Origin of the sequence: Leptobacterium meishanense (genome assembly GCF_037645805.1) — a bacterium.
In the GTDB taxonomy this organism is placed as follows: Bacteria; Bacteroidota; Bacteroidia; order Flavobacteriales; family Flavobacteriaceae; genus Leptobacterium_A; species Leptobacterium_A meishanense.
In genome coordinates this window covers 93702-119159 of sequence record NZ_JBBEXE010000003.1, presented here as the reverse complement: position 1 = coordinate 119159, position 25458 = coordinate 93702, and the positions used below count along the sequence as shown (strand labels likewise).

General features: G+C 37.0%; 22 protein-coding genes. All 22 read right to left on the bottom strand.

The genetic code is table 11. The features are described 5' to 3' along the window. The 22 genes from WBG21_RS04705 to ruvB all read right to left on the bottom strand — a co-directional run bounded on the left by WBG21_RS04705 (nucleotide 1) and on the right by ruvB (nucleotide 25287). A complete protein-coding gene (locus WBG21_RS04705) occupies nucleotides 1–1326 on the bottom strand; it encodes a TolC family protein (RefSeq protein ID WP_340075326.1) in 1326 nt (441 codons plus the stop codon). A gap of 30 nt (nucleotides 1327–1356) precedes the next feature. After that, nucleotides 1357–2481 (bottom strand): efflux RND transporter periplasmic adaptor subunit, encoded by a 1125-nt coding sequence (locus WBG21_RS04700; protein WP_340075324.1) that lies wholly within the window; start codon nucleotides 2479–2481, stop codon nucleotides 1357–1359. A gap of 31 nt (nucleotides 2482–2512) precedes the next feature. Beyond that, entirely contained in the window at nucleotides 2513–3778 is a 1266-nt protein-coding gene (locus WBG21_RS04695; protein WP_340075322.1) for an ABC transporter permease, read from the bottom strand. A gap of 2 nt (nucleotides 3779–3780) precedes the next feature. Then, nucleotides 3781–5010, bottom strand: coding sequence for an ABC transporter permease (locus WBG21_RS04690; protein WP_340075320.1), 1230 nt, complete (start codon nucleotides 5008–5010; stop codon nucleotides 3781–3783). Next, nucleotides 5003–5704 (bottom strand): ABC transporter ATP-binding protein, encoded by a 702-nt coding sequence (locus WBG21_RS04685; protein WP_340075318.1) that lies wholly within the window; start codon nucleotides 5702–5704, stop codon nucleotides 5003–5005. The genes WBG21_RS04690 and WBG21_RS04685 overlap by 8 nt, the downstream gene beginning before the upstream one ends. A 129-nt stretch (nucleotides 5705–5833) precedes the next feature. Further along, the gene (locus tag WBG21_RS04680; protein ID WP_340075316.1) at nucleotides 5834–6061 is read right to left on the bottom strand and encodes a hypothetical protein; all 228 of its coding nucleotides are present in this window, start codon (nucleotides 6059–6061) and stop codon (nucleotides 5834–5836) included. An 11-nt stretch (nucleotides 6062–6072) separates the two neighbouring features. Continuing rightward, a complete protein-coding gene (locus tag WBG21_RS04675) occupies nucleotides 6073–6600 on the bottom strand; it encodes a DUF420 domain-containing protein (protein WP_340075314.1) in 528 nt (175 codons plus the stop codon). Then, nucleotides 6601–7230: an SCO family protein gene (locus WBG21_RS04670; RefSeq protein ID WP_340075312.1), complete on the bottom strand. Its 630-nt coding sequence runs from the start codon at nucleotides 7228–7230 to the stop codon at nucleotides 6601–6603. A gap of 2 nt (nucleotides 7231–7232) precedes the next feature. Continuing rightward, on the bottom strand, nucleotides 7233–7868 hold the full coding sequence (locus WBG21_RS04665) for a hypothetical protein (RefSeq protein ID WP_340075310.1): 636 nt from the start codon (nucleotides 7866–7868) through the stop codon (nucleotides 7233–7235). 70 nt (nucleotides 7869–7938) lie between these two features. Beyond that, nucleotides 7939–8325, bottom strand: a complete 387-nt coding sequence (locus tag WBG21_RS04660; RefSeq protein ID WP_340075308.1) for a cytochrome C oxidase subunit IV family protein — start codon at nucleotides 8323–8325, stop codon at nucleotides 7939–7941. Between the two features lie 19 nt (nucleotides 8326–8344). Then, a complete protein-coding gene (locus tag WBG21_RS04655) occupies nucleotides 8345–9328 on the bottom strand; it encodes a cytochrome c oxidase subunit 3 (protein ID WP_340075306.1) in 984 nt (327 codons plus the stop codon). A 50-nt stretch (nucleotides 9329–9378) separates the two neighbouring features. Next, the gene (locus tag WBG21_RS04650) at nucleotides 9379–9960 is read right to left on the bottom strand and encodes a cytochrome c oxidase subunit 3 (RefSeq protein WP_340075304.1); all 582 of its coding nucleotides are present in this window, start codon (nucleotides 9958–9960) and stop codon (nucleotides 9379–9381) included. Between the two features lie 2 nt (nucleotides 9961–9962). After that, the gene (gene cyoE, locus WBG21_RS04645) at nucleotides 9963–10868 is read right to left on the bottom strand and encodes a heme o synthase (RefSeq protein WP_340075302.1); all 906 of its coding nucleotides are present in this window, start codon (nucleotides 10866–10868) and stop codon (nucleotides 9963–9965) included. A 166-nt stretch (nucleotides 10869–11034) separates the two neighbouring features. Then, nucleotides 11035–11745: an energy transducer TonB gene (locus WBG21_RS04640; protein ID WP_340075300.1), complete on the bottom strand. Its 711-nt coding sequence runs from the start codon at nucleotides 11743–11745 to the stop codon at nucleotides 11035–11037. Nucleotides 11746–11806: 61 nt separating this feature from the next. Continuing rightward, nucleotides 11807–12187, bottom strand: a complete 381-nt coding sequence (locus WBG21_RS04635) for a VanZ family protein (RefSeq protein ID WP_340075298.1) — start codon at nucleotides 12185–12187, stop codon at nucleotides 11807–11809. Beyond that, a complete protein-coding gene (gene gcvH / locus WBG21_RS04630) occupies nucleotides 12180–12560 on the bottom strand; it encodes a glycine cleavage system protein GcvH (RefSeq protein ID WP_340075296.1) in 381 nt (126 codons plus the stop codon). The genes WBG21_RS04635 and gcvH overlap by 8 nt, the downstream gene beginning before the upstream one ends. 71 nt (nucleotides 12561–12631) lie before the next feature. Beyond that, the gene (sov, locus tag WBG21_RS04625; RefSeq protein WP_413789393.1) at nucleotides 12632–19738 is read right to left on the bottom strand and encodes a T9SS outer membrane translocon Sov/SprA; all 7107 of its coding nucleotides are present in this window, start codon (nucleotides 19736–19738) and stop codon (nucleotides 12632–12634) included. Nucleotides 19739–19743: 5 nt separating this feature from the next. Continuing rightward, complete coding sequence (ruvA, locus tag WBG21_RS04620) at nucleotides 19744–20325, bottom strand: Holliday junction branch migration protein RuvA (protein WP_340075294.1); 582 nt, start codon at nucleotides 20323–20325, stop codon at nucleotides 19744–19746. A gap of 61 nt (nucleotides 20326–20386) precedes the next feature. Beyond that, entirely contained in the window at nucleotides 20387–22684 is a 2298-nt protein-coding gene (locus WBG21_RS04615) for an NADP-dependent malic enzyme (protein WP_340075292.1), read from the bottom strand. A 120-nt stretch (nucleotides 22685–22804) separates the two neighbouring features. Further along, a complete protein-coding gene (gene queG, locus WBG21_RS04610; protein ID WP_413789392.1) occupies nucleotides 22805–23770 on the bottom strand; it encodes a tRNA epoxyqueuosine(34) reductase QueG in 966 nt (321 codons plus the stop codon). Continuing rightward, nucleotides 23739–24053 carry a GIY-YIG nuclease family protein gene (locus WBG21_RS04605; RefSeq protein ID WP_340075290.1) on the bottom strand — a complete coding sequence of 105 codons (315 nt, stop codon included), beginning with the start codon at nucleotides 24051–24053 and terminating at the stop codon, nucleotides 23739–23741. Before WBG21_RS04605 ends, queG begins: the two co-directional genes overlap by 32 nt. A gap of 211 nt (nucleotides 24054–24264) precedes the next feature. Then, on the bottom strand, nucleotides 24265–25287 hold the full coding sequence (gene ruvB, locus WBG21_RS04600) for a Holliday junction branch migration DNA helicase RuvB (protein ID WP_340075288.1): 1023 nt from the start codon (nucleotides 25285–25287) through the stop codon (nucleotides 24265–24267). Nucleotides 25288–25458: the final 171 nt, after the last annotated feature.

Below are 25458 nucleotides of genomic sequence, written 5' to 3'. Positions count from 1 at the left end.
CTAGTTTAACTGATCTATCGGAATACCAAAATAGAATTCGAGCACTTTGAGCTTAAAAATATAATCGTACTTGGTCCGGATTACATCTGCTTCTGCATTTTCTACACGAGATTGCGCCTGGCTAAAGTCAAACGAATTCATCAACCCTACATTGAAACGTTCTCTTGCATAATTAAACGCTTCTTTTCTGGCAGTAAGTGTTTTTTCTGCGGCTTCATAGGCTTTTAAAGATCCCCTGGTATCATTCCAAGCTTGATTAATAATATTTTCCAAGTCCAACTTGGTTTGTTCTAATTGAAACTGTGACCGCTGATATGCAATTTTATTCCTTTTGATGCTATTACTGGTTCGGAAACCGTTGAATATGGGTACATTTAATTGCAATCCGTATGAAATTCCATCAAATGTATAAAACTGTTCAATGATATCCACTCCGCTAATCGCATCTGTATATCGTGTGTTGTAATTGAAAAATGCTGATAAAGTAGGATATGATGCCCCTCTCGCGATTTCTAGGTCTTTTTTTGCTAAATCTACATTGGTTTCAGAAAGTTTGATATCGTTTCTAAAGGTAAGGGCCTTTGCAAAAATTTCTTTAGGGGAATTTTCTAAAACGGTGGTGGTAGGGATAATAAAGTTTTCATCTACAATATCGAAATTTTCATAGTCATTGATCAATAGTAATTGTGCTAATGCAATTCTGGAAAGCCGTAAAGCATTTTCAGCATTAACTATTTGCTGTTCCTGATTGGCTGCAGTAGCTTCAATTTCTAATAGGTCCCCTCTTGGCACAACTCCAGAATTGACCAATTCTCTTGTTCTTTTTAAATCCTGCTCGGTTACTGCATATTGTGCTTGTGCAACCGCCAAATTTTCTCTGTTGAACAAAATTTGAAGATAGCCATTGGCTACTGCCAATGAAATGTCATCTTTAATATTATCCAACTGATATTGGGCTGCCAATTTTGAAAGTTTTGCACGGGTCAATTGTTTAAAGTTACGAAGTCCATCAAATAAGGTCACTCCTGAATTCAACCCTGCAGAAATTGTTGTTTGTGTGGCATTTTCTAAAATTCCGGTCGTTGGGTTTTGAGATAAACCTGTACTCGCAGAAAGTGTAGAGCTTCCATTTAAAGAAGGGATAAAGTTCCCTATTGCATCTCTCTTATCTACTTCTGCATTTTCAAGATCAAGCTCCGATTGCTTTATCGTAATATTATTTTCTAAAGCATATAGCACACACTCTTTTAATGTCCATTTCTTATCCTGACTGTGTATACTAATGCTTATTAATATGATGATAATTGTTATGATTTTTGCCTTCATGAGGTTGGTGCTTCTTTTTTGGTAACGAAATTAGTTACTGTTGTTAGTATCTTCTTTTTTCTTGTTTGGTTCTGTTTTGTTCCACACCTTTACTTTATCTTCTTCAGTAAGTCCGGAAACTATTTCTACATTAATACCATCAGAAATTCCTACTTCTATATCTCTTCTTTCAAATTTTTGCTCTCCTACTGCCACTTCTACATAGGGCTTATCTGTTTCTTTGTCAAACTGAAGCAATGCTTCTTTTATGGCAAGAACACTATCTTTCTTTTCTAGAACAATAGAGGCATTGGCACTATATCCTGCACGGATATATACACTGTCATTTAATTGGACATTTCCTTCTATCTTAAATTGTACCGCTCCTTGTTCTTCATTTCCTTTTGGGGCTATAAAACGCAAACTCGCATCAAATTCTTTATCCTGGATAGCACCTAAACTTACTTTTAACGGAGTCCCTATTTGTAGTTTTCCTACTTCTGCTTCGTCTACCTTCCCTTCAAAAATCATAATACTCAGGTCTGCAATAGTAGCAATGGTGGTACCGTCATTAAAGTTGTTACTTTGTATTACCTGATCTCCTTCTTTAACGGGAATTTCTAAAACAGTTCCTGATACTGTTGCTCTAATATTGGTATTGGCTACAGAAGATCCTGCTGCCGATCCTTCGCGAATGATCTGCAAGTCGTTTTGGGCATTTGTCAATTCTTGTTTTGCCTGATCGTATTGCAGTTGGATGGTATTAAAATCTTGACTGGAAACAACACCTCTATCAAATAATGTTTTATTCCTATTGTATTCAATTTTTATATTGTTGAGGCTTATTTGTGCATTTTTCACTCTTCCTATGGCACTATTAAGTGCCTGCTCATTAGGAACTACTTTTACTTTTGCAATAAGCTCTCCTGCTTTTACTTTTTCACCTTCTTTAAGGTATATTTTTTCTATAATCCCGGATATTTGAGGTTTTATATTTACTTCGTCTTCTGGAACTACTTTCCCTGTGGCTACTGTTTTTTCTTCTATACTGGTTATAAATGGGGTTTCTGTATCATATTCTACTATAGACTTACTATTGGTCTTTACAAAGTAAGCAGCAGCAAACAATACGCCAAGTACCAGAACGGCAATTCCAATGTATTTTAAAATTTTCATTTTCTTAATTTTTGTTTTATAGTTGTTTAGTTTATTCTTCTCTTAATGCGTCAATTGGTTTAATACTCACAGCACGTTGGGCAGGGATCATTCCTATTAGTATCCCTAATGCAATCATTATAAATAAAGAGCCTACTACATAAGGAATGGGAACTGTGGGATTGGTATATGGAAAATCACTTTGTCCTTGTGTCATTGCATTAATTGCTGCAAGTACCAATGCCCCTAAAACAATTCCAATAATTCCTGCTATGATCGTTAAAAAAACAGATTCTAATATGATTTGGCCTTTTACTTCTCTGGGTGTGGCGCCCAATGCCCTTCTTATGCCCAATTCTTTGGTACGTTCTTTTACAGAAATTAGCAAAATATTCCCAATACCAATAACTCCTGCTATAATAGTAGCTATCCCTACTACGAGTGATAGAAAGGTCATTCCTTTTGAAAAGCCCATAATCCGTTCAAACATTTCCCCTAAATTGAAAGAACCAAAAGCTCTTTCGTCATCTGGATGCACTTTGTGAATACTTTTTAAGGTGGCTTTTATATCTTTTTCTACCTGTATAACATCCACATCAGCATATGCAGCAATAGAAAACCACTGTACATTTTCCCCGGTGTTATATAATTTTCTATAGGTAGAGAAAGGAATAAAGATATCACTATCTGATTCAAAACCCCCTCCCGGAATAAATTTATGAACTCCGATAACTTGAAAGTAAACATCGTCTATACGGATGTATTTTCCGATAGGGTCTTCATCTTTCTCGAAAAGTTCTTTTTCAGTACGTTCCCCAATAACACATACTTTTCTGGCATGTTCTATATCAGCATCATTTATAAAACGCCCCCCTTCATATATTTTTTTGGTTGCTATTTTGGTATATACGGGAAAGTCTCCATAGATGTTGTAGCTTCCTGTTTTTTGGCCTCTTACAATATTCGCGCCGCTACCACCAAAAGCTCCTTTCGTATTTCGAGGGGCAATGTATTGTATTTCGGGGATCCTTTCTTGTAATATACGGGCATCGTTCAATTTTAATTGTAAACTTCTCCCCGTTTTAAACCCTGCATATGGGATACTGGTCCGTTGCGCCCATGCAAACATACTGTTCATGGCCACATTTTCAAATTGGCGTTCAAAACCATTGTCCAGACCTTTTGCAGAGCCGGAAAGGGCTATGTAGATGAAAATTCCCCATAGTACACCAATAACGGTTATGATGGTCCTCAACTTATTCTTCCGAATAGAACCAAATATTTCTTGCCATGTGTCTCTATCAAAAATAAATCGCATACTTATTCGTCTCTTAGTGCTACTATTGGTTTTATTTTGGCAGCTCTTTTCGCCGGAATGTATCCTGCTATTGCACCAAAAATAACAAGTATAATTGTTGCAAAAATGGCTGTACCTGTATTTATATAGGGGTCTTTTATGAAATATTTTTGAAGGGTATCTCCAAGAGAGCTTAAAATTAATACCCCTATAAACAACCCTATATACCCTGCTATGGTAGTAATAAAAACAGATTCTTGCATGATCATCCCTATTACAGATCTTGGGGTTGCTCCTAATGCTTTTCGGATACCTAATTCTTTTGTACGTTCTTTTACTGTATATACCATAATATTGCTAATCCCTATAATGCCTGCTATAAGTGTCCCGAAACCAACAAATGTTACAATAAGTTGCAATACTCCTGCAAATTGTTGGTTCTGCTGAAGGTTGGTTGCTATATTCCGTATAAAAATAGCCCTTTGGTCATCAGGGGATATGTTGTGTTTATTTTTTAAAAATTTCATCAAACTACTTTCAAAAGCCATAGCTCCTGCATAGCCTATCTCAGGTTTAAATGCTAATATAATCTGGTCTATTTTATCGGTGTTTTTCTCTACTAGTTGTCTCGTGGTGTATGGGATATAAATAAGTCGCTCTTCATTATCGCCCCCATCATCTTGAAATACTCCGATTACTTTATAAACACTTCCTCCTATATCAATATACTGTCCCATGCCATTGCCATCACCAAAAAGATCTTTCTCCACCAATCGGCCTATCACGGCATATTTTGTTTTATTAATGATATCATCTTCATTGAGATAACGGCCTTTCATCATAATCGTCTTCTCATTGTACTGGTGTGCTGGGCCTACGGCTCTGGTTGTGTAGTTGTTAGATTCATTTTCATATTTTACCAATGCACTTCTGGATATTCTCGGAGTGATATATTCAAGAAATAGGGGAAAATTCTTTTCAATATCCTCTAAATCATCATTCCTGAATTCAATCCGCCGATCTGCTTTGTATCCTTTGTATGGTTTAGATGTCCTGCCTGCAAATATGAAAAATGTGTTGGTAGCATCGTCCATGAAAAACTCATCAAATTGGTTCTTTAGCCCATTTCCAAAGCCAAACAGAATTACAAAAATGAAAATTCCCAACGCTACAGAAAACCCTGAGAGAAATGCTCTCAGCTTATTTTTTCTGATACTATCAAATATTTCTTGCCAACGGTCTCTACTAAACATGTTCTTTGGCCCTTACTTGTTTTACTTTTTTATCTTCCATTATTACACCATCTTTCAAATGGACAATCCGCTTGCACATCTTTGCAATATCCGTTTCGTGTGTTACAATTAAAATGGTCTTGCCTTCATCATTGATCTGTTGAATAATGTCCATTACTTCATAAGATGTTTTGCTGTCCAAGGCTCCCGTAGGCTCATCAGCTAACAACACTTTTGGTTCTGATGCTAGTGCCCTTGCGATAGCTACACGCTGTTTTTGTCCTCCGGAAAGCTCACTAGGGTGATGCGTGGCCCATTCTGCCAAGCCAACTTTTTCTAGATATTGCATCGCCTTTTTTTGACGTTCTTTTCTACCTAAGCGTTGATAGTATAACGGCAACGCTACATTTTCTAATGCTGTTTTATAATTGATGAGGTTGAATGATTGAAAAACAAATCCAAGAAATTTATTTCTGTATTTTGCTGCTTTTGTCTCGTTTAGGTTTTTTATCAGAATGCCATCTAATATATATTCGCCAGAATCGGCTTCATCCAGCATTCCCAGAATGTTTAATAGTGTAGATTTACCAGATCCTGAAGATCCCATAATAGCAACCAATTCACCCTCTTCTACAGAAAAATCAATACCTTTTAGAACATGGAGGGAATTTTTCCCCATTTTATAGGATTTGTGCAGTTCTTTAATTTCTATCATGATGGTTAGTTATACTATTTTTATTATTTAACATCACACGCTTAACTGTGATATTACATTTTGTAAGACTCATTCAACAAAGAATTGTTACAATTAAAAAAGCAAAAAAAATGTTAAAGTTTGGGGAATTTATTTTTTTAGCTTTTTATAAATTAGAAATCCTAATGCTCCAATAAGTATGTATGGAATGGCCATTAAATAAATGATTCCATTATTAATACCTTCACCAATTTGTTGCTCTTCTCCACTTTCAAGAACAGCCCTGCACATAGCACATTGTGCATTTATCAATTGTGGAACCATAAGAAATCCAAAAAACAATATCAGAAAATATATGTTGAGCCTTTCTTGTTTCATTATATTCTTTATTAATAATAAGGCGCTATCATTATATAAACCATTACACCTGTTATTGCTACATACAACCAAATGGGAAAAGCAACCCGCGCTATTTTTTTATGTTTGTCAAAACGCTTGGAAAGTGCTCTTACATACGTTATAAGTACTAAAGGAATCACCGCGATTGATAATATAATATGAGATATTAAAACAAAAAAATATACATATTTCATGATACCAAAACCTCCATAAGTGGTAGGCTCAGAAGTCATATGATATGCAATATACATTAACAAAAACAGTACTGATAATATAATACATGACTTCATTAATCTTTCATGTAATTGTTTTTTTCCATTATGGATGGCTATATATGCCAGAACTAATAAAAATGCAGTAGCTCCATTAATAGTTGCATAAATAGGTGGCAAAAATTTTAATGGCGTCGCATTGGGGATTTTTATCCCAAAAAGGACAGCTACCGCTAAAGGAATTGTAATAGACAATATAACAATCCATTTGTTGTATTTTTTCTCAAGTTTGGGTGTACCTGCCATCTATTCTTCTTTTAACAACTTTTCGATATCTTCTTTTAACATATTGATTCCTTCCTGCTCAAGTCCGTCATAATAAACAATAGGGTTCCCATATGCATCATTTCTGGAGCGTATATAGCCTTCTTTATCAATCAATGCAAATAATCCGGAATGTTCAAAACCACCTTCTGCTTCTACATTTTGATCAACATACAAATTGAACCCTCCATTTGCCAATTTATATATTTCATCTTTGTCTCCTGTCAACAAATGCCAATGGGGATGTGTTATTTTATACCTTTCTGCATATTCATTTAATATTTCCGGAGTATCATGCTTAGGGTTTATGCTAAAAGAAGCAATACCAAAATTAGGATTTCCATAAAACTTATCTTGCAATTGAACCATGTTACGATTCATAATCGGGCAGATAGTAGGACACGTAGTAAAGAAAAATTCCACTACATATACTTTCCCTCTATAGGTTTCATTAGTTATTCCTTCGCCTCTTTGGTTTATGAAATTAAAAGGTTTTACTTTTCCAATTTTTGAAAGTCCGGGGCTCGTAAATTTTGATACAATTTTTGGGACTGCCCAAATACCAAAAACTAGAATTACTAACGATATCCCTATATAGGAGTATTTCTTCATATTCATTTTTCTTTGTATACATTATTTTTCTTCAGGGCCATTCTGTACTCTGCTAAAATAACTTTCACATCATCTTCCATTTTATTATTTATTTCTGCCACCGAAGTAGCATCAAAACCATAAACTGTTTCATCGCCTTTTCGGCCACGTAAATTTCTGTCTTTATCAATAATAAACACATAGGGTATGCTCAAATCCTCTTCCAGAGTTAAATTGGATTGAAGGCTATTGAATATAGATTGAATTTTACTCGCTTCTGCAAATACAAATTTCCAGTTTTTAGTATCTGTAAAAGGTTGTAGTTCGTTTTTTAATTCTTGTATTTCGGGCTCTGTTCCCTTAGGTTGAACAATTACGAACTGAAAGTCATGAAATTCATAAAAGCGCTTGTATATTTTTTGATTTAGATTGAATGCATTCCCTTTTTTATTTGCTACATCCTTACCAAAAAAACCTAAAATGGTAATTTTATTGTCTAAACTTATTTTCTCTCCTGAAAGTGATGAAAGTTCATCAACGTTATTAATCCCTTGGGTTAATACCGGAAGTTTAGCAAAATTATTGACTCCGGAAGCAAAAAAGAGATATGCTACCAAAGGGAATACAAATAAAATGCTAAGAACTATGATTTTTTTCATGTGTCTTTTGTCCTAATACAAAATTAAAAAAGACGGTCGAAACCGTCTTTCTATATATCGTTAAAGAAAATTAAAAATTCCAACTTACAAAGCCTTCCCGCATTATATCATATATATAGTTCCCTTCTACCAAAAGTATGAAGGCAAGGTAAGGTATAAGGATAACTAAAGGCAATACAATAGACCACTTAAGGCTTCCTTTTTCATCACGCAAATGCATAAAATCCCATGCTATGTAATACGCTTTCACTAAGGTAAGCAGAATAAATATCCAGTTCAATAATTTCATCCCTAAAAAATAATTATCTATTAAAGATGCCGGTTTAAGTATTCCTAAAGCAACTTCAATAACGGTTACTATGGATAGAAATATCAATACGCCCCATATTTTTTGTTCGTTGGATTTGAACTTTAATAATCCTCTAAAAATTGCTAGTTTATGTGTGTCGTGTCCCATTTCAACTTTTTATTTCCAATTATACCAAATAGAAGAAGGTAAATACAAATACCCAGACTAAATCTACAAAGTGCCAGTATAACCCAACTTTCTCTACCATCTCATAATGACCTCTACGTTCATACGTTCCCAGTATTACATTAAAAAAGATAATGATATTGATCACTACGCCCGAGAATACGTGAAATCCATGAAATCCGGTAATAAAGAAAAAGAAATCTGCAAACAAGCGGTTTCCATATTCATTTCTTACTAAGTTTGCGCCTTCTACTACCAATACGGCATTTTTTAATTTTTCAGCTGATTCTGCACGGGTAAGGATTGTTTTTTCTCCTTCCTCATTAAGCATTTCAGTACGAACCAATACATTTTCGTGTGCGCTAAACCCATTTACCACTTCCTCTACTGTATATGTCGGCAGACTGCCTTCATTTGTGAACCATAATCCGTCCTTTCTGGTATGCTGAACACGGTCTTTGTGGCTAAGTGTAGCAAAATCATGCAATGCTATTTGCTTTCCAGTTTCGGAATCTACAAATTGTAATATCCTACCTCCTTTTGTTTCTATTGCACCATACTCGCCCTTTATAAAGTTTTTCCACTCCCAGGCCTGAGAGCCAACAAATATAGCCCCTCCTAAAATGGTGAGCAGCATATACCAGGCCACTTTATTTTTTTTCATGTGATGCCCTGCATCTACTGCCAATACCATGGTTACTGATGAAAAAATAAGAACAAACGTCATCAATGCCACATAATACATGGGAGCTGGCACACCATGTAAAAATGGAAAGTGCGTAAACACTTCATCAGCTATAGGCCAAGACTCAATAAATTTAAATCGTGAAAAGCCATAGGATACTAAAAACCCTGAAAATGTTAAGGCATCTGATACAATGAAGAACCACATCATCATCTTACCATAACTGGCATTAAGAGGTTGGGTTCCTCCTCCTTCCCATACTTTCCCTTTTGTTTCTGTAGTGTTTACAGTAGCTTCCATAAAATAGTGTAGTCAGTTTTAAAAAATTTGTCCAAATTTACGTTTTTTTCTCATCTAAAGAAATAGAAAAATAAAATAAGGTATAGCCACAAGAAATCTAAGAAATGCCAAAAAGTGACCCCTAGTTCCAACCCCAATGTTTTTCCTTGATTATAGCTCCCTTTCAGATGTTTAACAAAAATTGTGGTAAGTACTATAATCCCTGCGAAAACATGTACAATGTGCGTCAATGTAATTGCATATAAAAAAGAAGTTGTAATACTGCTTTCGCTTCCGGTAAAATAATATCCTTGTGCTATGATTTGACCAAATCCCTTGAATTGAAAAAAAATAAATGCTATTCCTAACAATAATGTCCCTGTTAAAAAATAAGTTCCATTTTTAGAAGCTTCTTTTTTTATAGCTCTTTTTGCCATGTGTATAGTGATACTACTTAATAATATGGCAATAGTACTAATATAAAATGCTTGTGGGATTTGAAATTCTTTTAGCCAATCGGGTCGCGATTTACTCACCACATAGGCACTCGTTAAACCTGCAAACATCATCGCCATACTAATGATGCCAAACCAGAGCATCATTTTCTTTGCACGGGCATTTTTATGTTCTACAGTTCCTTGTGTTAAATCCATTTCTATCCTATCAATTTATCAACTACATATACGAGTTGCATTAAAGTAATATAGCTTACGCTTGCCAACATAAGCTTTCGTGCCGATTTATTGTCTCTCATTCTATAAAGCCTAAAGGCAAACACTAGCATCCCTATCCCTAGTAGAAGAATAATTATAGCAGCTGTTATCGATAATTGCAATGCTCCTGTTAATCCTGTAACCGGAAATATGGAAATAATAATCATCCATATAGTGTACATGATTATTTGTATGGTAGTTGCTTTATCTTTTTTTCCGGTAGGCAGCATTTTAAATCCGGCTTTTTTATAATCTTCATGTAACAACCATCCAATAGCCCAAAAATGAGGGAATTGCCAAAAAAACTGGATCATAAAAAGGGTGCCGGGTTCAATGCCAAAATCATTGGTCGCTGCTACCCAGCCCAGCATAAAAGGAATAGCCCCCGGAAAAGCCCCTACAAAAACAGCCAATGGTGTTTTGGTTTTTAAAGGTGTATAAACACTTACATATAAAAATATAGAAATAGCCCCAAACATAGCTGTTTTAGGATTCACTATATATAATGCAATAATTCCGGCTATAGCTAATACTGTAGCTATTGTAAACGCAGAAGAAACTGTCATTCTACCTGATGGGATGGGTCTGTTTTTTGTGCGCTGCATTAAAGCATCCAGATCTTTCTCAATAATCTGATTGTAGGCATTTGATGCCCCTACCATACAATAACCGCCCAAGCTGAGCAGTATTAATATTTTTATATGAATAGTATCGGCACCTAGCAGATACCCTGCTATGGATGAAAACACCACACTAATTGCTAAGCCAACTTTTGTTATTTGTTTAAAATCTTCCAGTGCCGGAAGTAAGGTATATGACTTTTCTGCGGTACCCAGTGCGGTCTTCATTCATTTTTATATAAGTGGTGCAAAGATAAACCACTAATGCCTTTTATGCAATGATTTTAAAAGCATTTATCTGTAAACTGACCATGTCCTTAAAATTGAAGTTATAGTAATGAAAAAGGCACTGAAAAATTCAGCGCCTCTTGATATTTTCTATTACTATATTTATTTACTGTAGTTTAAAATTGATCGGGATACTAAACGGCACACGAACCGCACGACCTCGTTGTTTTCCAGGCGTCATTTTAGGGAGTTTTTGAATAATCCGCATCGCTTCTTTCTCTAAGTTCTTATCCGGACCACGCATCCTGATATTGGTAATGCTTCCATCTTTATCTATGGTAAACAATACACTTACCCTTCCTTGTATCCCCATCTCCTGAGCTATCTCAGGATACCTGAAGTTTTTACGTATATGATCCTGCATTTTTTGCTGGAAACAATCCCTTTGTTTTGATTTTGGTTGCCCTTCACATCCGGGGAAAATCGGCACATCCTCGATCACTGCAAAAGGAACATCTATATCTAAATCTTCTTCAATAACTTCTACTTCTTCTACCTCCACAATTTCTTCTTCTTGATTTGTTTCTGTAGATTCAATCACTGTTTCTTCCACTTCTTCTTCATCTTCCACTACTTCAATAACTTCGGGTGCTGCCGGAGGTGGAGGTGGAGGCGGCGTTTTTAATTGTTCTGTAATTGGGATTTCTTCTTCCAATTCGTCATCCACATTTAATGCATAATCAAATGCTGAGTTTTTCTCATAAGTCTTCCATTCCAATGCTGCCCATGTAGTCCCCAAAACCAATGCAAGGCCTATAACAAAGTACAAGCTACTGTTTTTGGTAAGGTCAGCTTTTGGGTTTTTCTTGAGTTCCATAATTCAAATTTTTACGATTGCTAATTTAAATATTTATTTATAATAAAAGCAACTAAAACTTTTATTTTAACGACTTGCTTTTTAGAGGAAGCGTATATAGCAACAAAATTGCTAAAGTTACCCCTATGGCATTCGCTATTCCATCCAGCCACTCCGCTGTCCTTCCGTAAGGAAGTATAGCTTGTATTATTTCAATTATTATGCCATAAATTAAAGCAGCGATGCTAATAGCTATTATTTGTTTATATTTTGTTTTAGTTGTTTTAAAATAAAAAAACCACGCTAGAGTCATAACATTATAAAAAATGATATGTGTTATTTTGTCTGAGTGTGGTATGAATTCTGTATTTGAAATAGTATCCGGAAGAGAAAATAAGCTAAGTATGGCCACTAAAAAAGTCCAGCTTACTGCAAAAGTACCATAGATGTGTTTTTTACGCACCTATCAATTCTTTATAGGCGTCACTATCTAACAAGCTGTCTATTTCAGAAGTGTTGGCTATTTTGATTTTTACCATCCATCCGTCTGTATAAGGAGCTGTATTTACTTTTTCAGGGGCATCTTCTAGTTCTTCATTAAATGCTGTGATTTCTCCACTTAAAGGAAGAAACAGATCTGACACTGTTTTTACTGCCTCTACGGTACCAAAAACCTCATCTTTATCCAACGTTTCTCCAACGGTTTCTATTTCTACATAGACAATGTCTCCTAACTCGCTTTGTGCAAAATCAGTAATTCCAACAGTAGCCACATCGCCTTCAATTCTTATCCATTCGTGGTCTTTGGTATATTTTAAATCAGCTGGTATGTTCATGATGCATCCATTTTAATTGTTGATGGACAAATGTACTTTTTTAAGCGATTTTAGCAAAAAAAATACTTTGATTAATTTCCGAAATTATACCGCAATGTAAATCCTGACCGAATGGTGGTTTGTGGAAATGCAGTAGATATTGCAAATTTTGAAAATGTATGGTCATAAAAAAACAATGTCGTAAGGTTTTTACTTAATGCATAATCTGCAGTAAATTTCAGTGCCCAAATAGTTTGTCCTGCTGTAATTTGATTATTTTCAATATCTAAATTCCTAATAATACTTATGTTGTCCCGATATGAAATATCCGCTTTCAAATTAAGGTCTCCTTTTAAGGTTGTTTTCTTTCCTCCTATATTGGTTTTGAACCGTAGGTCTTTTATACGATAGCCTAACCCTACTATATATTCATTTCCTGAGACATCGGTCAACAAACTATTGTCAAAACTAAGAGATAATGCACGATCCCGTTTTACCTCTGCTTGTACATTAATAGAATTTTTCATCTCAAAATCTACCCGCACTAATGGGTTAAACTGTTCTACGAGGGTAACATTGGTATAAACATTTTTATTCAGAAAGTTTCCGGCCTGATCAACTTGTTGGTTTTTAGGAAGGTCAGGGTCAAACTCTAAATTAGTTCGAAATGAATTAACGCTATAACTAGATCGGTACCCATGGCTAACTGAAAATCGCTTAAATCGTTTTTTAAACCATTTTGAACGCATTAATCCGGTATATTTTATATTCCAATTCGGAATTGGCACATCCCTGAACGCACCTAATTGAACATTCTCTACATTTTTTCCTGTATAGGCAGCAATAAATGCCGGAAGTAATACTGCCTGATTGTTTTTGCCATATCCTCTAGGGAAACCATCTGCATCGAGCTGAGCAGGGTCTGTAATATCAATACCATCCTGTATGGCCAAACGATTGGCTATAGCAAGCCGGTTTGCTCTAAATTCGTCAAAAGTTTTTGATGTAAATTCATCGCTTTTGGAAAATGTGGTTCCTATCATCAATGTTGAAATCGAAAAATCGCCTATCCGGTTTCCTAATAAATTTTCATATTCAAACTGTCCGTTGCCCAAATCGTTAATAGCAAAGTTTTCTGTATAGCTGTCCCCGTATTGACGATTGGCCACTAAATCAATTGTCAAGTCAGGTATAGGCTGTACATTGGCAGTGATATTTAATGTAGTGTTATTCCGTTCTAAATATTGTTGGTTAAGATCGGGGAACGTAGTAATCCAACCTTTTCGGGCCGCTTCAAAACGGATGTCAGACTGACTCCCAAACACAAAGCCCAAAGAGGGTCTTAGGGTGCCTATAAAACCTACAGATTCTGTATAGCCAGGCAATACTTTTCCGTGGTTTTCCGAATAACTGATATTAATTCGTTTTACAGTAGTAAAAACATCCACTAGTGTGTTGTGCAGTCTAGATGTTTTTTGTGGGGTTGCTTCATTGTTTACCGTTGTAGAGTTTGTATTTGAAACAGGCTTGTTCTGGGGTTTTGTCGCCGACCCCCTTTTTACTAATCCTAAATACTTATATAATTTGTCCATATTAAGGGATGCATTCAGGTTATGTGTATTAGCATTTTGGATAGTATTTATATCTTCTCCGGCAACTTCGTTCAATACATCACCTCCCCGCTGCCAGTCAAAATCACCCGTATAACTGTAGGTGGCATCTATAAAACTAAATGTGGGTATCTTATTGAGTGGCAGTGTATAGTTTACCTGTAATTGTTGTGTGTGCCTGTTGGGCTCCCCTAAATTGAAAAAATCACTCCAAATACCTACATCATCCCTGATAATGGTGTTCCCATTCTCATCTTCGTCAAAATAATTCCTTACAATGTTATAATTGGAAGCTGTAAAATTGAACTGTAGTGATTTTGTAAGGTTATGATTAATGGTATACTGCCAATCGAAGAGAAAGTTGCGTTGTTGTAAAGTAGGCAAATTCAATTGTTCTCCTGCGTTTACATCTCCTGTAAACACATCTCTAAAGCGCTGTTCGTTAAAAGTCCTGGTAAAATTGGAATTAACAGAAATATTTGACGGCAACAAATTCAAATTTAAATCTTTGAGCCATTGCCAGTATTTACCCATAAAAACAGAGTCTTTATTTTTGAAAGGTGCTACTTCCAATGGTTTAAAACTATAGCTATACAAAAAGCCGGTCTGTACCCGTTGATCATTCAATTCTTCAATTTCAAAATCTCGATGGTTGACTTCACTGTATGCGTAATTAAATGTAAAGTTTTCTATATCATATACCCGCTGTTTCTGCTCCGGTCCCCTATTCTTTCGTAACCCGATAAGGTTAATGCTTCTTCGTTTGGTATAATCTTCTGCCTGTTTTTTTGTTTGTTCTTTTTCTTCATTGGTTTCAACAGCATCAATACGGTCATCTAATCGAATGTCTTGGTATACAGGATCAAACTCCGGTGTAATCAATTCTTCTGAAATACTGTAATTTAAAGGTATTTGCAATCCCCAATTTTTAGGGAATAATTGTCCCAAATTAACATTGGTGTTCAGTCCATATTGAACAGCGTCTTCCCTGCTCCGTTCATTGGGTGTTTGTTCTAAAGAACCAAACCCTACGGTACTCATCTGACCGGTTGCAGAGATCGTTGCAAAATCTGCAAGATTGGTATCTATTCCTGCTACAGCCGCCCAACCTCCTTTATTGTCAAGCTCTGATAATCGAAGCTCATTAAACCATACTTCCCCGCAAATTTCATTTCCAGTAGCGTTTTTAACACCTACCATCAGGGCGCGTATATTCCCCAATGCAGGGTTTCCTTTAATAGCCAATCGTAGCTGCCCTTCCTGTCTTGGGGCAAATTCATTGACTTGATTTAATTCTTCATCATAGAATGTGATATCAGGAAGTGTTCCATTAGCTATTCCAATGGATTTTATTCTGGAAAGAAGCTCTAAAGGTACATTAATGTTGTTAATTTCCGGCCATATTTCTTCAGATGTAGAAGCTCCCGGCCTTGTAACTGAAAGTGGAATTTCTATCTGGTAAAAATTATCATTAAAATCGGTTCCTAAACGAATGAATCCAACCAGTTCATTATCATTTATAACATTTTCCTGAAAGGCCTCTGCATGTAAAAACATTTTAAGGCGCTTGTATTGTCGCATATCCAGGCTTACATTTTTGAACACCCCTCTGGAATCTTCCGGCTCTAACCCACATACAGCAAACGACAGTGATTGTTCATTTTGCCGTATGATGGTATTATTGTTATTTAATTGTTCTCGTTGAACCCCGGGTGGCAACCTATAAGGAATAGGCTGTCGTTGTTCATTTTCCTGAATATTAACAGTATTGATATCTGCTAAAGTTCCATCATCTGATGGATCGTCTAAATCTGTTTGCAGTGTACGGGTATAAAAACGGTAATCACCTCTTACTAAATCCAGTGTTCCAAAACGCAACACCACATTCTCTTGAAATCCGGTAAGGTACATTCGCATAAAACTTATGGAACGAATATCTGTAATTCCGCCTATGGCATCATCAAATTCTCTTATCGGGATTTTGAATTGTATCCATCTGGACCGTACTACATCATTATTGGGTGTAGTAACATCTACTTCTCTTATATCAGAAACAAACCGGTCCGTACGCTGGATATTTGGTTGTATAGGAATACGGTATTCAAAATAACTATCTACTGTATTCAGTGTTAAATCACGGTCTATGTCTTCTACATCCGGCAGTGTGGTAGAGCCTCTATTTGTATTTGAAACAGCTACTGGAGAGTTTCCGTCCGTATTGTTAAAATTGAAATACCTTTCTAAAATACTTCCTGAAGCATCTAGGTAATACTGATAGTTATCTAATGCAGGGTCATCACCTCCATTATTATATATCAACGCTTCTTCTGTATCATTAAGACCATCTAATCCAATATCTTGAATACTTCTATTCGCTTCATCGGAATCAAAGGCATATACTAATGATTGTGTAGAAGGCACCACTCCCCAAGGTGTATCAACAGTAAGGTTGGTACCTGTTGGGTTATCACTGATGGGCAATCCGTTTTCATATTGTTTTCTGCCATCTTTCAGAATATCTTCAGAGATATTCCCAAGATTGAACACAAGCTCACCTCCATTTCCTGTAATGCCCTCTACATAGGGGTCTAATACCCAAAATTGTATAAACTCTACATTGGATTGTTCAAAGTTAGTACTGCTGATAGAGCGCATTATCCCTCCCCATTTTTCATCGGGTTGTAGGCCTGAAAAGTTTGTATTTGTATTATATGGTCCTTTCTCTTGTGGGTAATAGGCTAAGTCTAAAGTATTCTGCACTGTAGTTTGCCCTTGTGGAATATCTACTTGGGGAAATAATTCGTCAATAAATATCCGGCGGGTCTGATTTGAAGAGACATCGCTATCTGAAATACCACTTGGGCGTTGCGAAGTATAAAATATAGGATCTATAGTGTACCATGCCATTTTTGCCCGTTCAATTCCTGTGCTCAATCCTGTTTCGTCAGGGTTAATGAATTCCAAAGGTGGACTTGCAAGAAACCATGCTAACGGGCCTCGTATGTCAATAAGGGATTGTGCTCCTTCAAAATCATCCAGATAAGCAGTTGTTTCCCCTTCAAAGTCTGCATTTTTTGGCGATCCAGGCAATAAGTATGCAAATTCTCCCCTCACCGATAGGTTAGAGGGAACATCGGTATCAATATTTGGGAGTTTGTTCACTAAACGTGTTAAAAATGGTACTTCTGTTGAAAAATTACCATTAATGCCAAAAATGGTATTGTTAACAGGCTCTACCCCAAAGTTGGCTTTCTGCGTAAGTGGGCGTTCACTTAAATTAAGAAAGGTTCCTCCGAGTATAAAGTTTTCATTAAACTGGTGTTCTATGTTAACTCCTGCAAACCGACGGGTTTGCTGCCCAAATATGGCATTATTCTCTACAGATACTTCTATAGGTGTATTGGAGGCTTTAAGCCCTTCATCTAATATTTGGACAGTTCCTGCCTGATAATTAACAGTATAATCTATCCCTTCTTGTAATAAGCGGCCGGCTGCTGTAACACGCACCGATCCTCTGGGCACATTAAACGCTCCAATGGGAATACCTCCCGAGCCTTCCGATTTATATCGCCCCTTTAATTGGTATTTGTTTTGGTCGCTATCTTCTAGTGCTGCTGCTTTAGTAAGACGGTAAAGGTTCCTGAATACATATTGCTGCTGGTTAGGGTTATAAGATAAAGGATCATCATAATTACCCCCTCCCAGTACTTGGTGTATAAATTCTCCAAAAGGCTCTACTTTGGTAAAGATGATATTTCCGGATTGTGGGTCAACAGTTATTCCCGGAATAAAATCAAAGAAACCATCTCCTTGCGCTTGTGGGTCATTATATATATTAAGACGGTCAAAATTGAATACATTTAATAAAATACGCTCATCCAATCCATTCGGAAATGTAGCTTCATCTATGGGCGCCAGATAATTGACAGGTGAAGGGTCTGTATAAAGTATATTTAATCTAAAGTCTTCTTGACTCAGTTGAAATGCTCCTGTTGCATAGATATTTTTCATCATCAGGTTCCAAATAGGATCTGACACATTGGTAATATTACTTTTCAACAGTTTTACAACGAGTGTATTGTTAGTGATGATATTGGTATTTGGATCAACTGTTGTAGATCCGACCCCATCTGCGGCAAATTCTCCAACCTGAAAAACCTGTCCGTTGATCGTATATTGGAAAGCAACTCCAAGTACTTCGTCATTACTTAAACGTTGGTTAAGGGAGATGTAGCCTAATTGTGTATTAAGAGTATAATCTCTCCCTTCTTGTAATTTTCGGGCGTTTTCCAATATGGCATAATCAAATCCTTGATTGATAATACTACTAATACTTCCAAATCCTGATTGTACAGTTGCTATATCCCGAATGGCTGGGGTTAGTACAGAGGTACTTCCTATTTCTATGGGGTTAAAGTCGTTGGCATCGTTTCTCGGTAATAATCCTGCTGAGCCCGAATTAAAAAAGCCTGCCGGGGCATTGGTGTTAATTCGGGTATTATCAGGATCCGGCTCTCCTATGTCCTGAATTGATACAATATTTCTAACATTATCTGTTCGTTGTCCTCTATTAGTAACCCATACTTCAAGACGTGTTATTTGTATTTGGCTTCTAATAAAAGGATAATTTTCCAGTGCCTGATCATATTGGTCCCTGAAATAGTGGGATAAAAAGAAATGCCGGTCTTCGTCATAATCCAATGCCAGTATTTCAAATTCATTTAAGGTTCCTCCTCCTTGCGCTACTACTGACCTGCTTTGTGAACGTTGTTCTGAGAATACACCGGTGACTTTTGTCCTTCCAAACTGAAGTTCTGTTTTTACCCCAAAAAGGCTTTGTGCCCCTGTTATAAGTGAACTATTCAAGGGCATACTTACATTTCCGATCTCTATTTTTTGAAGGATATCATCTTCGTCTGGCGCATATTCCAGTTTTATAAGGTTTTGAAAATCAAATGTAGCTTCCGTATCAAAATTAGCCGTAACAGACAACCTTGTTCCTATTTTTCCTAACAAGCTTAAACTAATACGCTGGTCAAAATCAAAAGTCAAATTAGTCCGGTTTCTAGGAGATAAGGCAGGGTTGTCATTTTTTTGAAACCGTATCCCCATATCCATCGCCACAGATCCTTGTGGTATAATTTCAATGGTATTCCCTCCAAAAATAGATTCAAAAAATCCTGAGTTCACATAGAAGTTAGGCAATAGGTTTTTTTGTGCTTCTTCAGTTCCTGCTTTTTTTCCCGAAATAGCGTCAAGTTTCTCTTTGAAATATGATTTTATGCCCTCTTTTTCTATTAATTCAAGATATTCTGTAGGGGTCAGTATATTGGGGTAATTTATATTATAGTTGCCTATAGTCTCATTGTAAAAGTACAAATCAAGCTCAGAATCATATGTATATTTTGAGACAATACTTTCAGGGTTAGCCATTAGTATCTTTCCCAAAGCTATCCCCGTTGGAATGGTATCCTGCTTTTGTATGGTATCTACTTCTTGAGCACTTACCAAGTGTCCTGATAGGATAAATAAAGAAAAAAATGAAGCTTTAGCTAAGTAGTATATAAATTTTAATATATGTGTTTTCAAACTCCTTATAAATTTTTAAGCGCATGTTTAATGATTTCCTCTACACTTAATTCGGGGGTATTTTTAACAATTTTATCTATTATTTTTTCTGATTGTTTTCTGGTAAATCCAAGGACTTCTAATGCTGATAACGCTTCTTCCTTATTTGTATTGCCTTGTTTTACAGAAATTTCATCCACATTATATAACTTGAGTATTTTATCCTTCAAATCCAATATAACCCGTTGTGCCGTTTTAGCTCCAATCCCTTTTATGGATTGAATACTAGCTACATCATCTGAAGCAATTGCATCCCTTATTTGTTCAGGGTTCATCGACGACAGCATTGTCCGTGCCGTACTGGCCCCTATCCCTGAAACTGAAATAAGCAATACAAAAATTTCACGTTCTTGCTTTTCAGCGAAACCATATAGTGTATGTGCGTCTTCCCTAACCAGCATATAAGTATATAGTTTGAGGTGCTCTACATCGGGTATTTTGGAATAGGTATGTAACGATATGTTCACAAAATATCCTACCCCGTTACAATCTATAACTACGTTTGTAGGGTTTTTTTCTGTAAGCCTTCCTCTTAGATGTGTTATCATACCATGCGAAATGTAGACTCTCCAAATGTAGCAAAATTATTTGCAAGAATAGGACCGTTTTCTATACTTGTCTTTTTTTTGCATTTTCTCTTTTTTCTTTTTCCTGTGCATCAACAACTGCTACAGCAGCCATATTTACCATTTCCTCTACACGGGCTCCTAATTGGATGACATGTGCCGGTTTTTGCATACCTAACATAATAGGGCCTATAGAGTCAGCCTTGTTAAGTTCTTTTATTAATTTATAAGTAATATTTGCAGCATCTAGGTTTGGGAAAATGAGTGTATTCACTTTCCGTCCGGAAAGTTTAGAAAATGGAAAGTTTTTTCGGAGCATTTCACTATTTAATGCAAAGTCTGATTGTAGTTCTCCATCTACTACAATATCAGGAAAATAGCGATGTAAATAACTTACGGCTTCTTTTACTTTTACTGCTTTTTCATTGTTAGAAGACCCGAAATTTGTATAGGACAGCATCGCTATAACTGGCTCAAAACCAAACATTTTAACCACTGTAGAAGTCATTTGTGCAATTTTTGCAAGCTCCTTTGCATTAGGCTCTACATTGATTGCTGTATCTGCCAAAAAAATAGGGCCTCGCTCTGTAATCATCACATTCATTGTTGCTGCTTTAAAAACACCCTTCGCTTTACCTATCAACTCTAATATAGGCTTTAAAACTGTGGGGTAGCTTCGGGAGTACCCTGAAATCATAGCATCGGCATCTCCTTCATTTACCATCATAGCAGCATAATAATTGCGTTCCCTTATTTTCTTTTGAGCATCGTACAAGGTTACCCCTTTACGCTTCCGAAGTTTCCAATATTTTTTAGCATATAGCTCTTTTTCCTCTTTATAGTCATCTGTTTTGGGGTCTATAATCATCACTTCTGCATCAAACTCGATTTCTTCCTTAAGCTCTAGAATTGTTTCTTTATGGCCTAATAATATCGGAACCGCAATACCTTCATCATATACTATCTGTGCCGCTTTCAAAACATCTAGATGGTCTGCTTCTGCAAAGACAACTCTTTTAGGGTTCGCTTTTGCCCTATCGTGTAAAAACCGGACTACTTTATTATCGTTTCCTAACCGCTGAAGGAGTTCTTCCTTATATACTTCCCAATCTTTTATTGGCTCTGTTGCTACCCCACTCTCCATAGCTGCTTTTGCAACTGCTGGAGGAATTTCACCTATCAATCTTGGATCAAAAGGTTTAGGGATAATATACTCTCTGCCAAAAGTAAGCCGGGTTTCTCCATAGGTAATATTTACTTGCTCAGGGACCGGTTCTTTTGCAAGTGCTGCCAGTGCTTTTACTGCAGCCATTTTCATCGCTTCATTGATCTTTGTAGCTCTTACGTCTAATGCCCCTCTGAAGATAAAAGGAAACCCTAACACATTGTTTACCTGATTGGGGTGGTCCGAACGGCCCGTCGCCATAATGATATCTTTTCGAGTAGCTACTGCTAGGTCGTAATCTATTTCAGGATTAGGATTGGCCATCGCAAAAACAATGGGATTTTTCGCCATGGAATTGAGCATCTCAGGAGATACTATGTCAGCAATAGAAAGGCCTATAAAAACATCTGCATTTTTCATCGCTTCCTCCAAAGTGTCTATTTTTCTATCGGTAGCAAACTCCAGCTTTTCCACTGAAAGGTGTCCCCGGTCTTTCCGGATAACTCCTTTACTATCTAGCATTACAATATTTTCAGGTTTGGCTCCAAAGGCTTTGTACAGTCGGGTACAAGAAACTGCAGCAGCTCCTGCTCCACTAATTACGATTTTAACTTCTTCTATTTTTTTATTTGCTATCTCTAAAGCATTCAACAGTGCCGCCGCCGATATGATAGCTGTTCCATGTTGGTCATCGTGCATTACAGGAATATCCAGTTCTTCCTTCAATCGGCGCTCTATCTCAAAAGCTTCAGGTGCTTTTATGTCTTCTAAATTGATACCCCCGAAAGTTGGTGCAATGGTTTTTACAGTTTCTATAAATTTGTCAACATCTTTGGTATCTAGTTCTATATCTATACCATCTATATCAGCAAAGATTTTAAAGAGCAAACTTTTTCCTTCCATAACCGGTTTGGCTGCTTCCGGACCTATATCGCCTAATCCTAAAACTGCTGTTCCGTTAGTGATAACAGCTACCATATTGCCTTTGGCAGTGTATTTATACACATTTTTTTTGTCTTTTTCTATTTCAAGGCAAGGTTCTGCCACACCAGGGGAATAGGCTAATGCCAGATCGCGCTGTGTAGCATAGCGTTTGGTAGGAACAATTTTTATTTTTCCGGGTTGGGGCTTTGCATGATAAATTAATGCTTCCCGTCTTTTGCTTTCCTTACTCATAGGCTCATTTTAAGAACAGCAAAGGTAATGGTATTCGCTTTAAAAAGCGATTGTTTTTGAAGAACATAGACATTAATTATGATAGAAATATCATAATTAAAATTGTATATTAAAAAATGGTCAATCTGTTTGTTTTATAAAAGTAACGTTCCTTTTTAATCCGGAAAATTTTGTCCGTTTTACTGCTGACTTTTTAAATAACTTATTGAATACTTCTTCTGTGAGTTCTTCCCAATCTCTCTGTGTCATGCTCAGCAAATCAGGATGTGGGTCAAAAAGTGGTTCGTTATGTGATTTTGAAAACCGGTTCCACGGGCACACATCTTGGCATACATCACACCCAAACATCCAATTATCAAATTTTCCCTTGTATCCAGAAGGGATTTGGTCTTTCAATTCAATCGTGAAATAAGAAATGCACTTACTGCCGTCTACCACATAGGGTTCTGTAATGGCTTGTGTGGGGCAAGCATCTATACAGGCGGTACAGGTTCCACAATGATCGGTCGTGGGGCTATCATACTCCAATTCTAAATCAACAATAAGCTCCGCTATAAAATAAAAGGAACCTGTTTGTTTAGAAAGCACATTGGTGTGTTTTCCCATCCAGCCCAGCCCGCTTTTCACCGCCCATGCCTTATCCAACACAGGGGCCGAATCTACAAAAGCACGGCCATTGACTTCCCCTATTTCTTCTTGAATGATTTGTAATAATTGTTTGAGCTTGTCTTTTATTACAAAATGATAATCAGTACCATAGGCGTATTTTGATAATTTTGGCGCATTCTCGTCTTGTTGCGTTTCCGAAGGGTAATAATTGAGTAATAGGGAAATGACCGATTTTGCACCATCTACCAATAGCCTGGGGTCTAGCCGTTTATCAAAATGGTTTTCCATATAGCGCATCTCCCCTTGCATGTTCTGGTTGAGCCACCTTTCCAGCCTAGGAGCTTCTTCTTCTAAGAAGGCAGCTTTGGAGATGCCACAGGATAAAAACCCCAATCGTTTTGCGTGGGTTTTAATAAGGTTGGTATGCGCTTGTTTTGGGTTCAAACTATGATGGTCGGTACTTATGATGCGTGGCATTTCTGCATTCGGCTAAAATATGGAGCCTGTCAAAATCATGGTTTATTAATGCTTCTTTTTTTGCCCTTGTCCATTTTTTAATCTTCTTTTCAAAATAAATGGCTTGTGCTATCTCCATAAACTCTTGTTGAAAAACAAGTTTCAAGGGCCTTCTCTTATAAGTATAACAAGTGGGGTTTATACCTGCTTGGTGTTGGTGGAACCGTTCTTCCAGATTATTGGTGACCCCAGTGTAATAGGAGTTGTCTTTGCATTTTAGGATGTAAACGTAGTAGTGTTTCATTTGTATTCTTCCAGATGTCTATCCTTCGACTGCGCTCAGTGTGACATTAGTTGATTTTATTTATTGTCTCAACACTTCAAATGCGCTCAGTGTAACATTATTGGACTTTTTCTAACCTTTTAACGCTTCGACTGCGCTCAGCGTGACATTATTTTGACAAAAGATCATATAAAAACCGTCATCCTGAGCGCAGTCGAAGGATCGGTTTTAGTTAAAACAACCCACCTTGTGTTCCGCCTTTAATCTTTCCCAAGTGCTTATATGCCAATTCTGTGACTTCTCTTCCCCGAGGGGTCCGTACGATAAACCCTTGTTGAATTAAAAAAGGTTCGTAGACTTCTTCTATGGTCTCGGCACTTTCAGAAACAGCAGTAGCGAGCGTAGTAATACCCACCGGGCCTCCTTTAAACTTATCGATTATAGTCGATAAAATTTTATTGTCCATTTCATCCAATCCAAAAGTATCTACATTCAGTGCCTTTAATCCATATTTGGAAATCTCAATATCAATCTTTCCATTCCCTTTTATCTGGGCAAAATCGCGTATCCTGCGCAGCAATGCATTGGCTATCCGTGGGGTGCCTCTGCTACGCCCGGCAATTTCTATAGCGGCTTCCATAGAAATGGGGATCTTTAAAATATGAGCACTGCGTTCTACAATGGTTGCCAACAGTTCCGTAGTATAATATTGCAATCGGCTGCTAATGCCAAACCGGGCGCGCATGGGTGCTGTTAATAACCCAGACCGTGTGGTAGCGCCTACCAATGTGAAAGGGCTTAGGTTGATCTGAACGGTGCGGGCATTGGGCCCGCTTTCTATCATGATGTCGATCTTGTAATCTTCCATGGCAGAATACAGGTATTCTTCTACGATAGGGCTTAAACGGTGTATCTCGTCAATAAACAATACATCGCGCTCTTCGAGGTTGGTGAGCAAGCCGGCTAAATCGCCGGGTTTGTCGAGTACCGGTCCGGAAGTTACTTTAATGCCTACCTCCAGTTCGTTTGCCAAAATATGGGCAAGGGTGGTTTTTCCCAATCCGGGAGGGCCATGAAACAAGGTATGGTCCAATGCTTCTCCCCTTAGGTTAGCCGCTTCCACAAACACTTTCAGATTGTCCAATACGGCGTCCTGTCCTGCAAAATCTTCAAAGGTTAGAGGGCGCAGTGCTCTTTCAATATCCAGTTCTTCGGGGGAAAAGTGGTCTTTCTCCGGGTTTAGGTTTTCATTCATTCTGTGAAATCGTTATCGAACTTCACAAAGATAAAGAAGTTGGTTGGTTTTTAAGTTGAAAGTGAAACGTTGAAAATAAAGGCCCCTCCAAAATCATAATTCGTTAATCTGCAACCAGTAATCCACTTTTCCGAGATTGTTTATTGTTGGCAGTAAAATTATTATCCCTTT

Bases quoted from the DNA above. Each gene is read 5' to 3' on its own strand.
- WBG21_RS04705 (WP_340075326.1), bottom strand. From the start codon at position 1,326: ATGAAGGCAAAAATCATAACAATTATCATCATATTAATAAGCATTAGT.
- WBG21_RS04700 (WP_340075324.1), bottom strand. From the start codon at position 2,481: ATGAAAATTTTAAAATACATTGGAATTGCCGTTCTGGTACTTGGCGTA.
- WBG21_RS04695 (WP_340075322.1), bottom strand. From the start codon at position 3,778: ATGCGATTTATTTTTGATAGAGACACATGGCAAGAAATATTTGGTTCT.
- WBG21_RS04690 (WP_340075320.1), bottom strand. From the start codon at position 5,010: ATGTTTAGTAGAGACCGTTGGCAAGAAATATTTGATAGTATCAGAAAA.
- WBG21_RS04685 (WP_340075318.1), bottom strand. From the start codon at position 5,704: ATGATAGAAATTAAAGAACTGCACAAATCCTATAAAATGGGGAAAAAT.
- WBG21_RS04680 (WP_340075316.1), bottom strand. From the start codon at position 6,061: ATGAAACAAGAAAGGCTCAACATATATTTTCTGATATTGTTTTTTGGA.
- WBG21_RS04675 (WP_340075314.1), bottom strand. From the start codon at position 6,600: ATGGCAGGTACACCCAAACTTGAGAAAAAATACAACAAATGGATTGTT.
- WBG21_RS04670 (WP_340075312.1), bottom strand. From the start codon at position 7,230: ATGAAGAAATACTCCTATATAGGGATATCGTTAGTAATTCTAGTTTTT.
- WBG21_RS04665 (WP_340075310.1), bottom strand. From the start codon at position 7,868: ATGAAAAAAATCATAGTTCTTAGCATTTTATTTGTATTCCCTTTGGTA.
- WBG21_RS04660 (WP_340075308.1), bottom strand. From the start codon at position 8,325: ATGGGACACGACACACATAAACTAGCAATTTTTAGAGGATTATTAAAG.
- WBG21_RS04655 (WP_340075306.1), bottom strand. From the start codon at position 9,328: ATGGAAGCTACTGTAAACACTACAGAAACAAAAGGGAAAGTATGGGAA.
- WBG21_RS04650 (WP_340075304.1), bottom strand. From the start codon at position 9,960: ATGGATTTAACACAAGGAACTGTAGAACATAAAAATGCCCGTGCAAAG.
- cyoE (WP_340075302.1), bottom strand. From the start codon at position 10,868: ATGAAGACCGCACTGGGTACCGCAGAAAAGTCATATACCTTACTTCCG.
- WBG21_RS04640 (WP_340075300.1), bottom strand. From the start codon at position 11,745: ATGGAACTCAAGAAAAACCCAAAAGCTGACCTTACCAAAAACAGTAGC.
- gcvH (WP_340075296.1), bottom strand. From the start codon at position 12,560: ATGAACATACCAGCTGATTTAAAATATACCAAAGACCACGAATGGATA.
- ruvA (WP_340075294.1), bottom strand. From the start codon at position 20,325: ATGATAACACATCTAAGAGGAAGGCTTACAGAAAAAAACCCTACAAAC.
- WBG21_RS04615 (WP_340075292.1), bottom strand. From the start codon at position 22,684: ATGAGTAAGGAAAGCAAAAGACGGGAAGCATTAATTTATCATGCAAAG.
- queG (WP_413789392.1), bottom strand. From the start codon at position 23,770: ATGCCACGCATCATAAGTACCGACCATCATAGTTTGAACCCAAAACAA.
- WBG21_RS04605 (WP_340075290.1), bottom strand. From the start codon at position 24,053: ATGAAACACTACTACGTTTACATCCTAAAATGCAAAGACAACTCCTAT.
- ruvB (WP_340075288.1), bottom strand. From the start codon at position 25,287: ATGAATGAAAACCTAAACCCGGAGAAAGACCACTTTTCCCCCGAAGAA.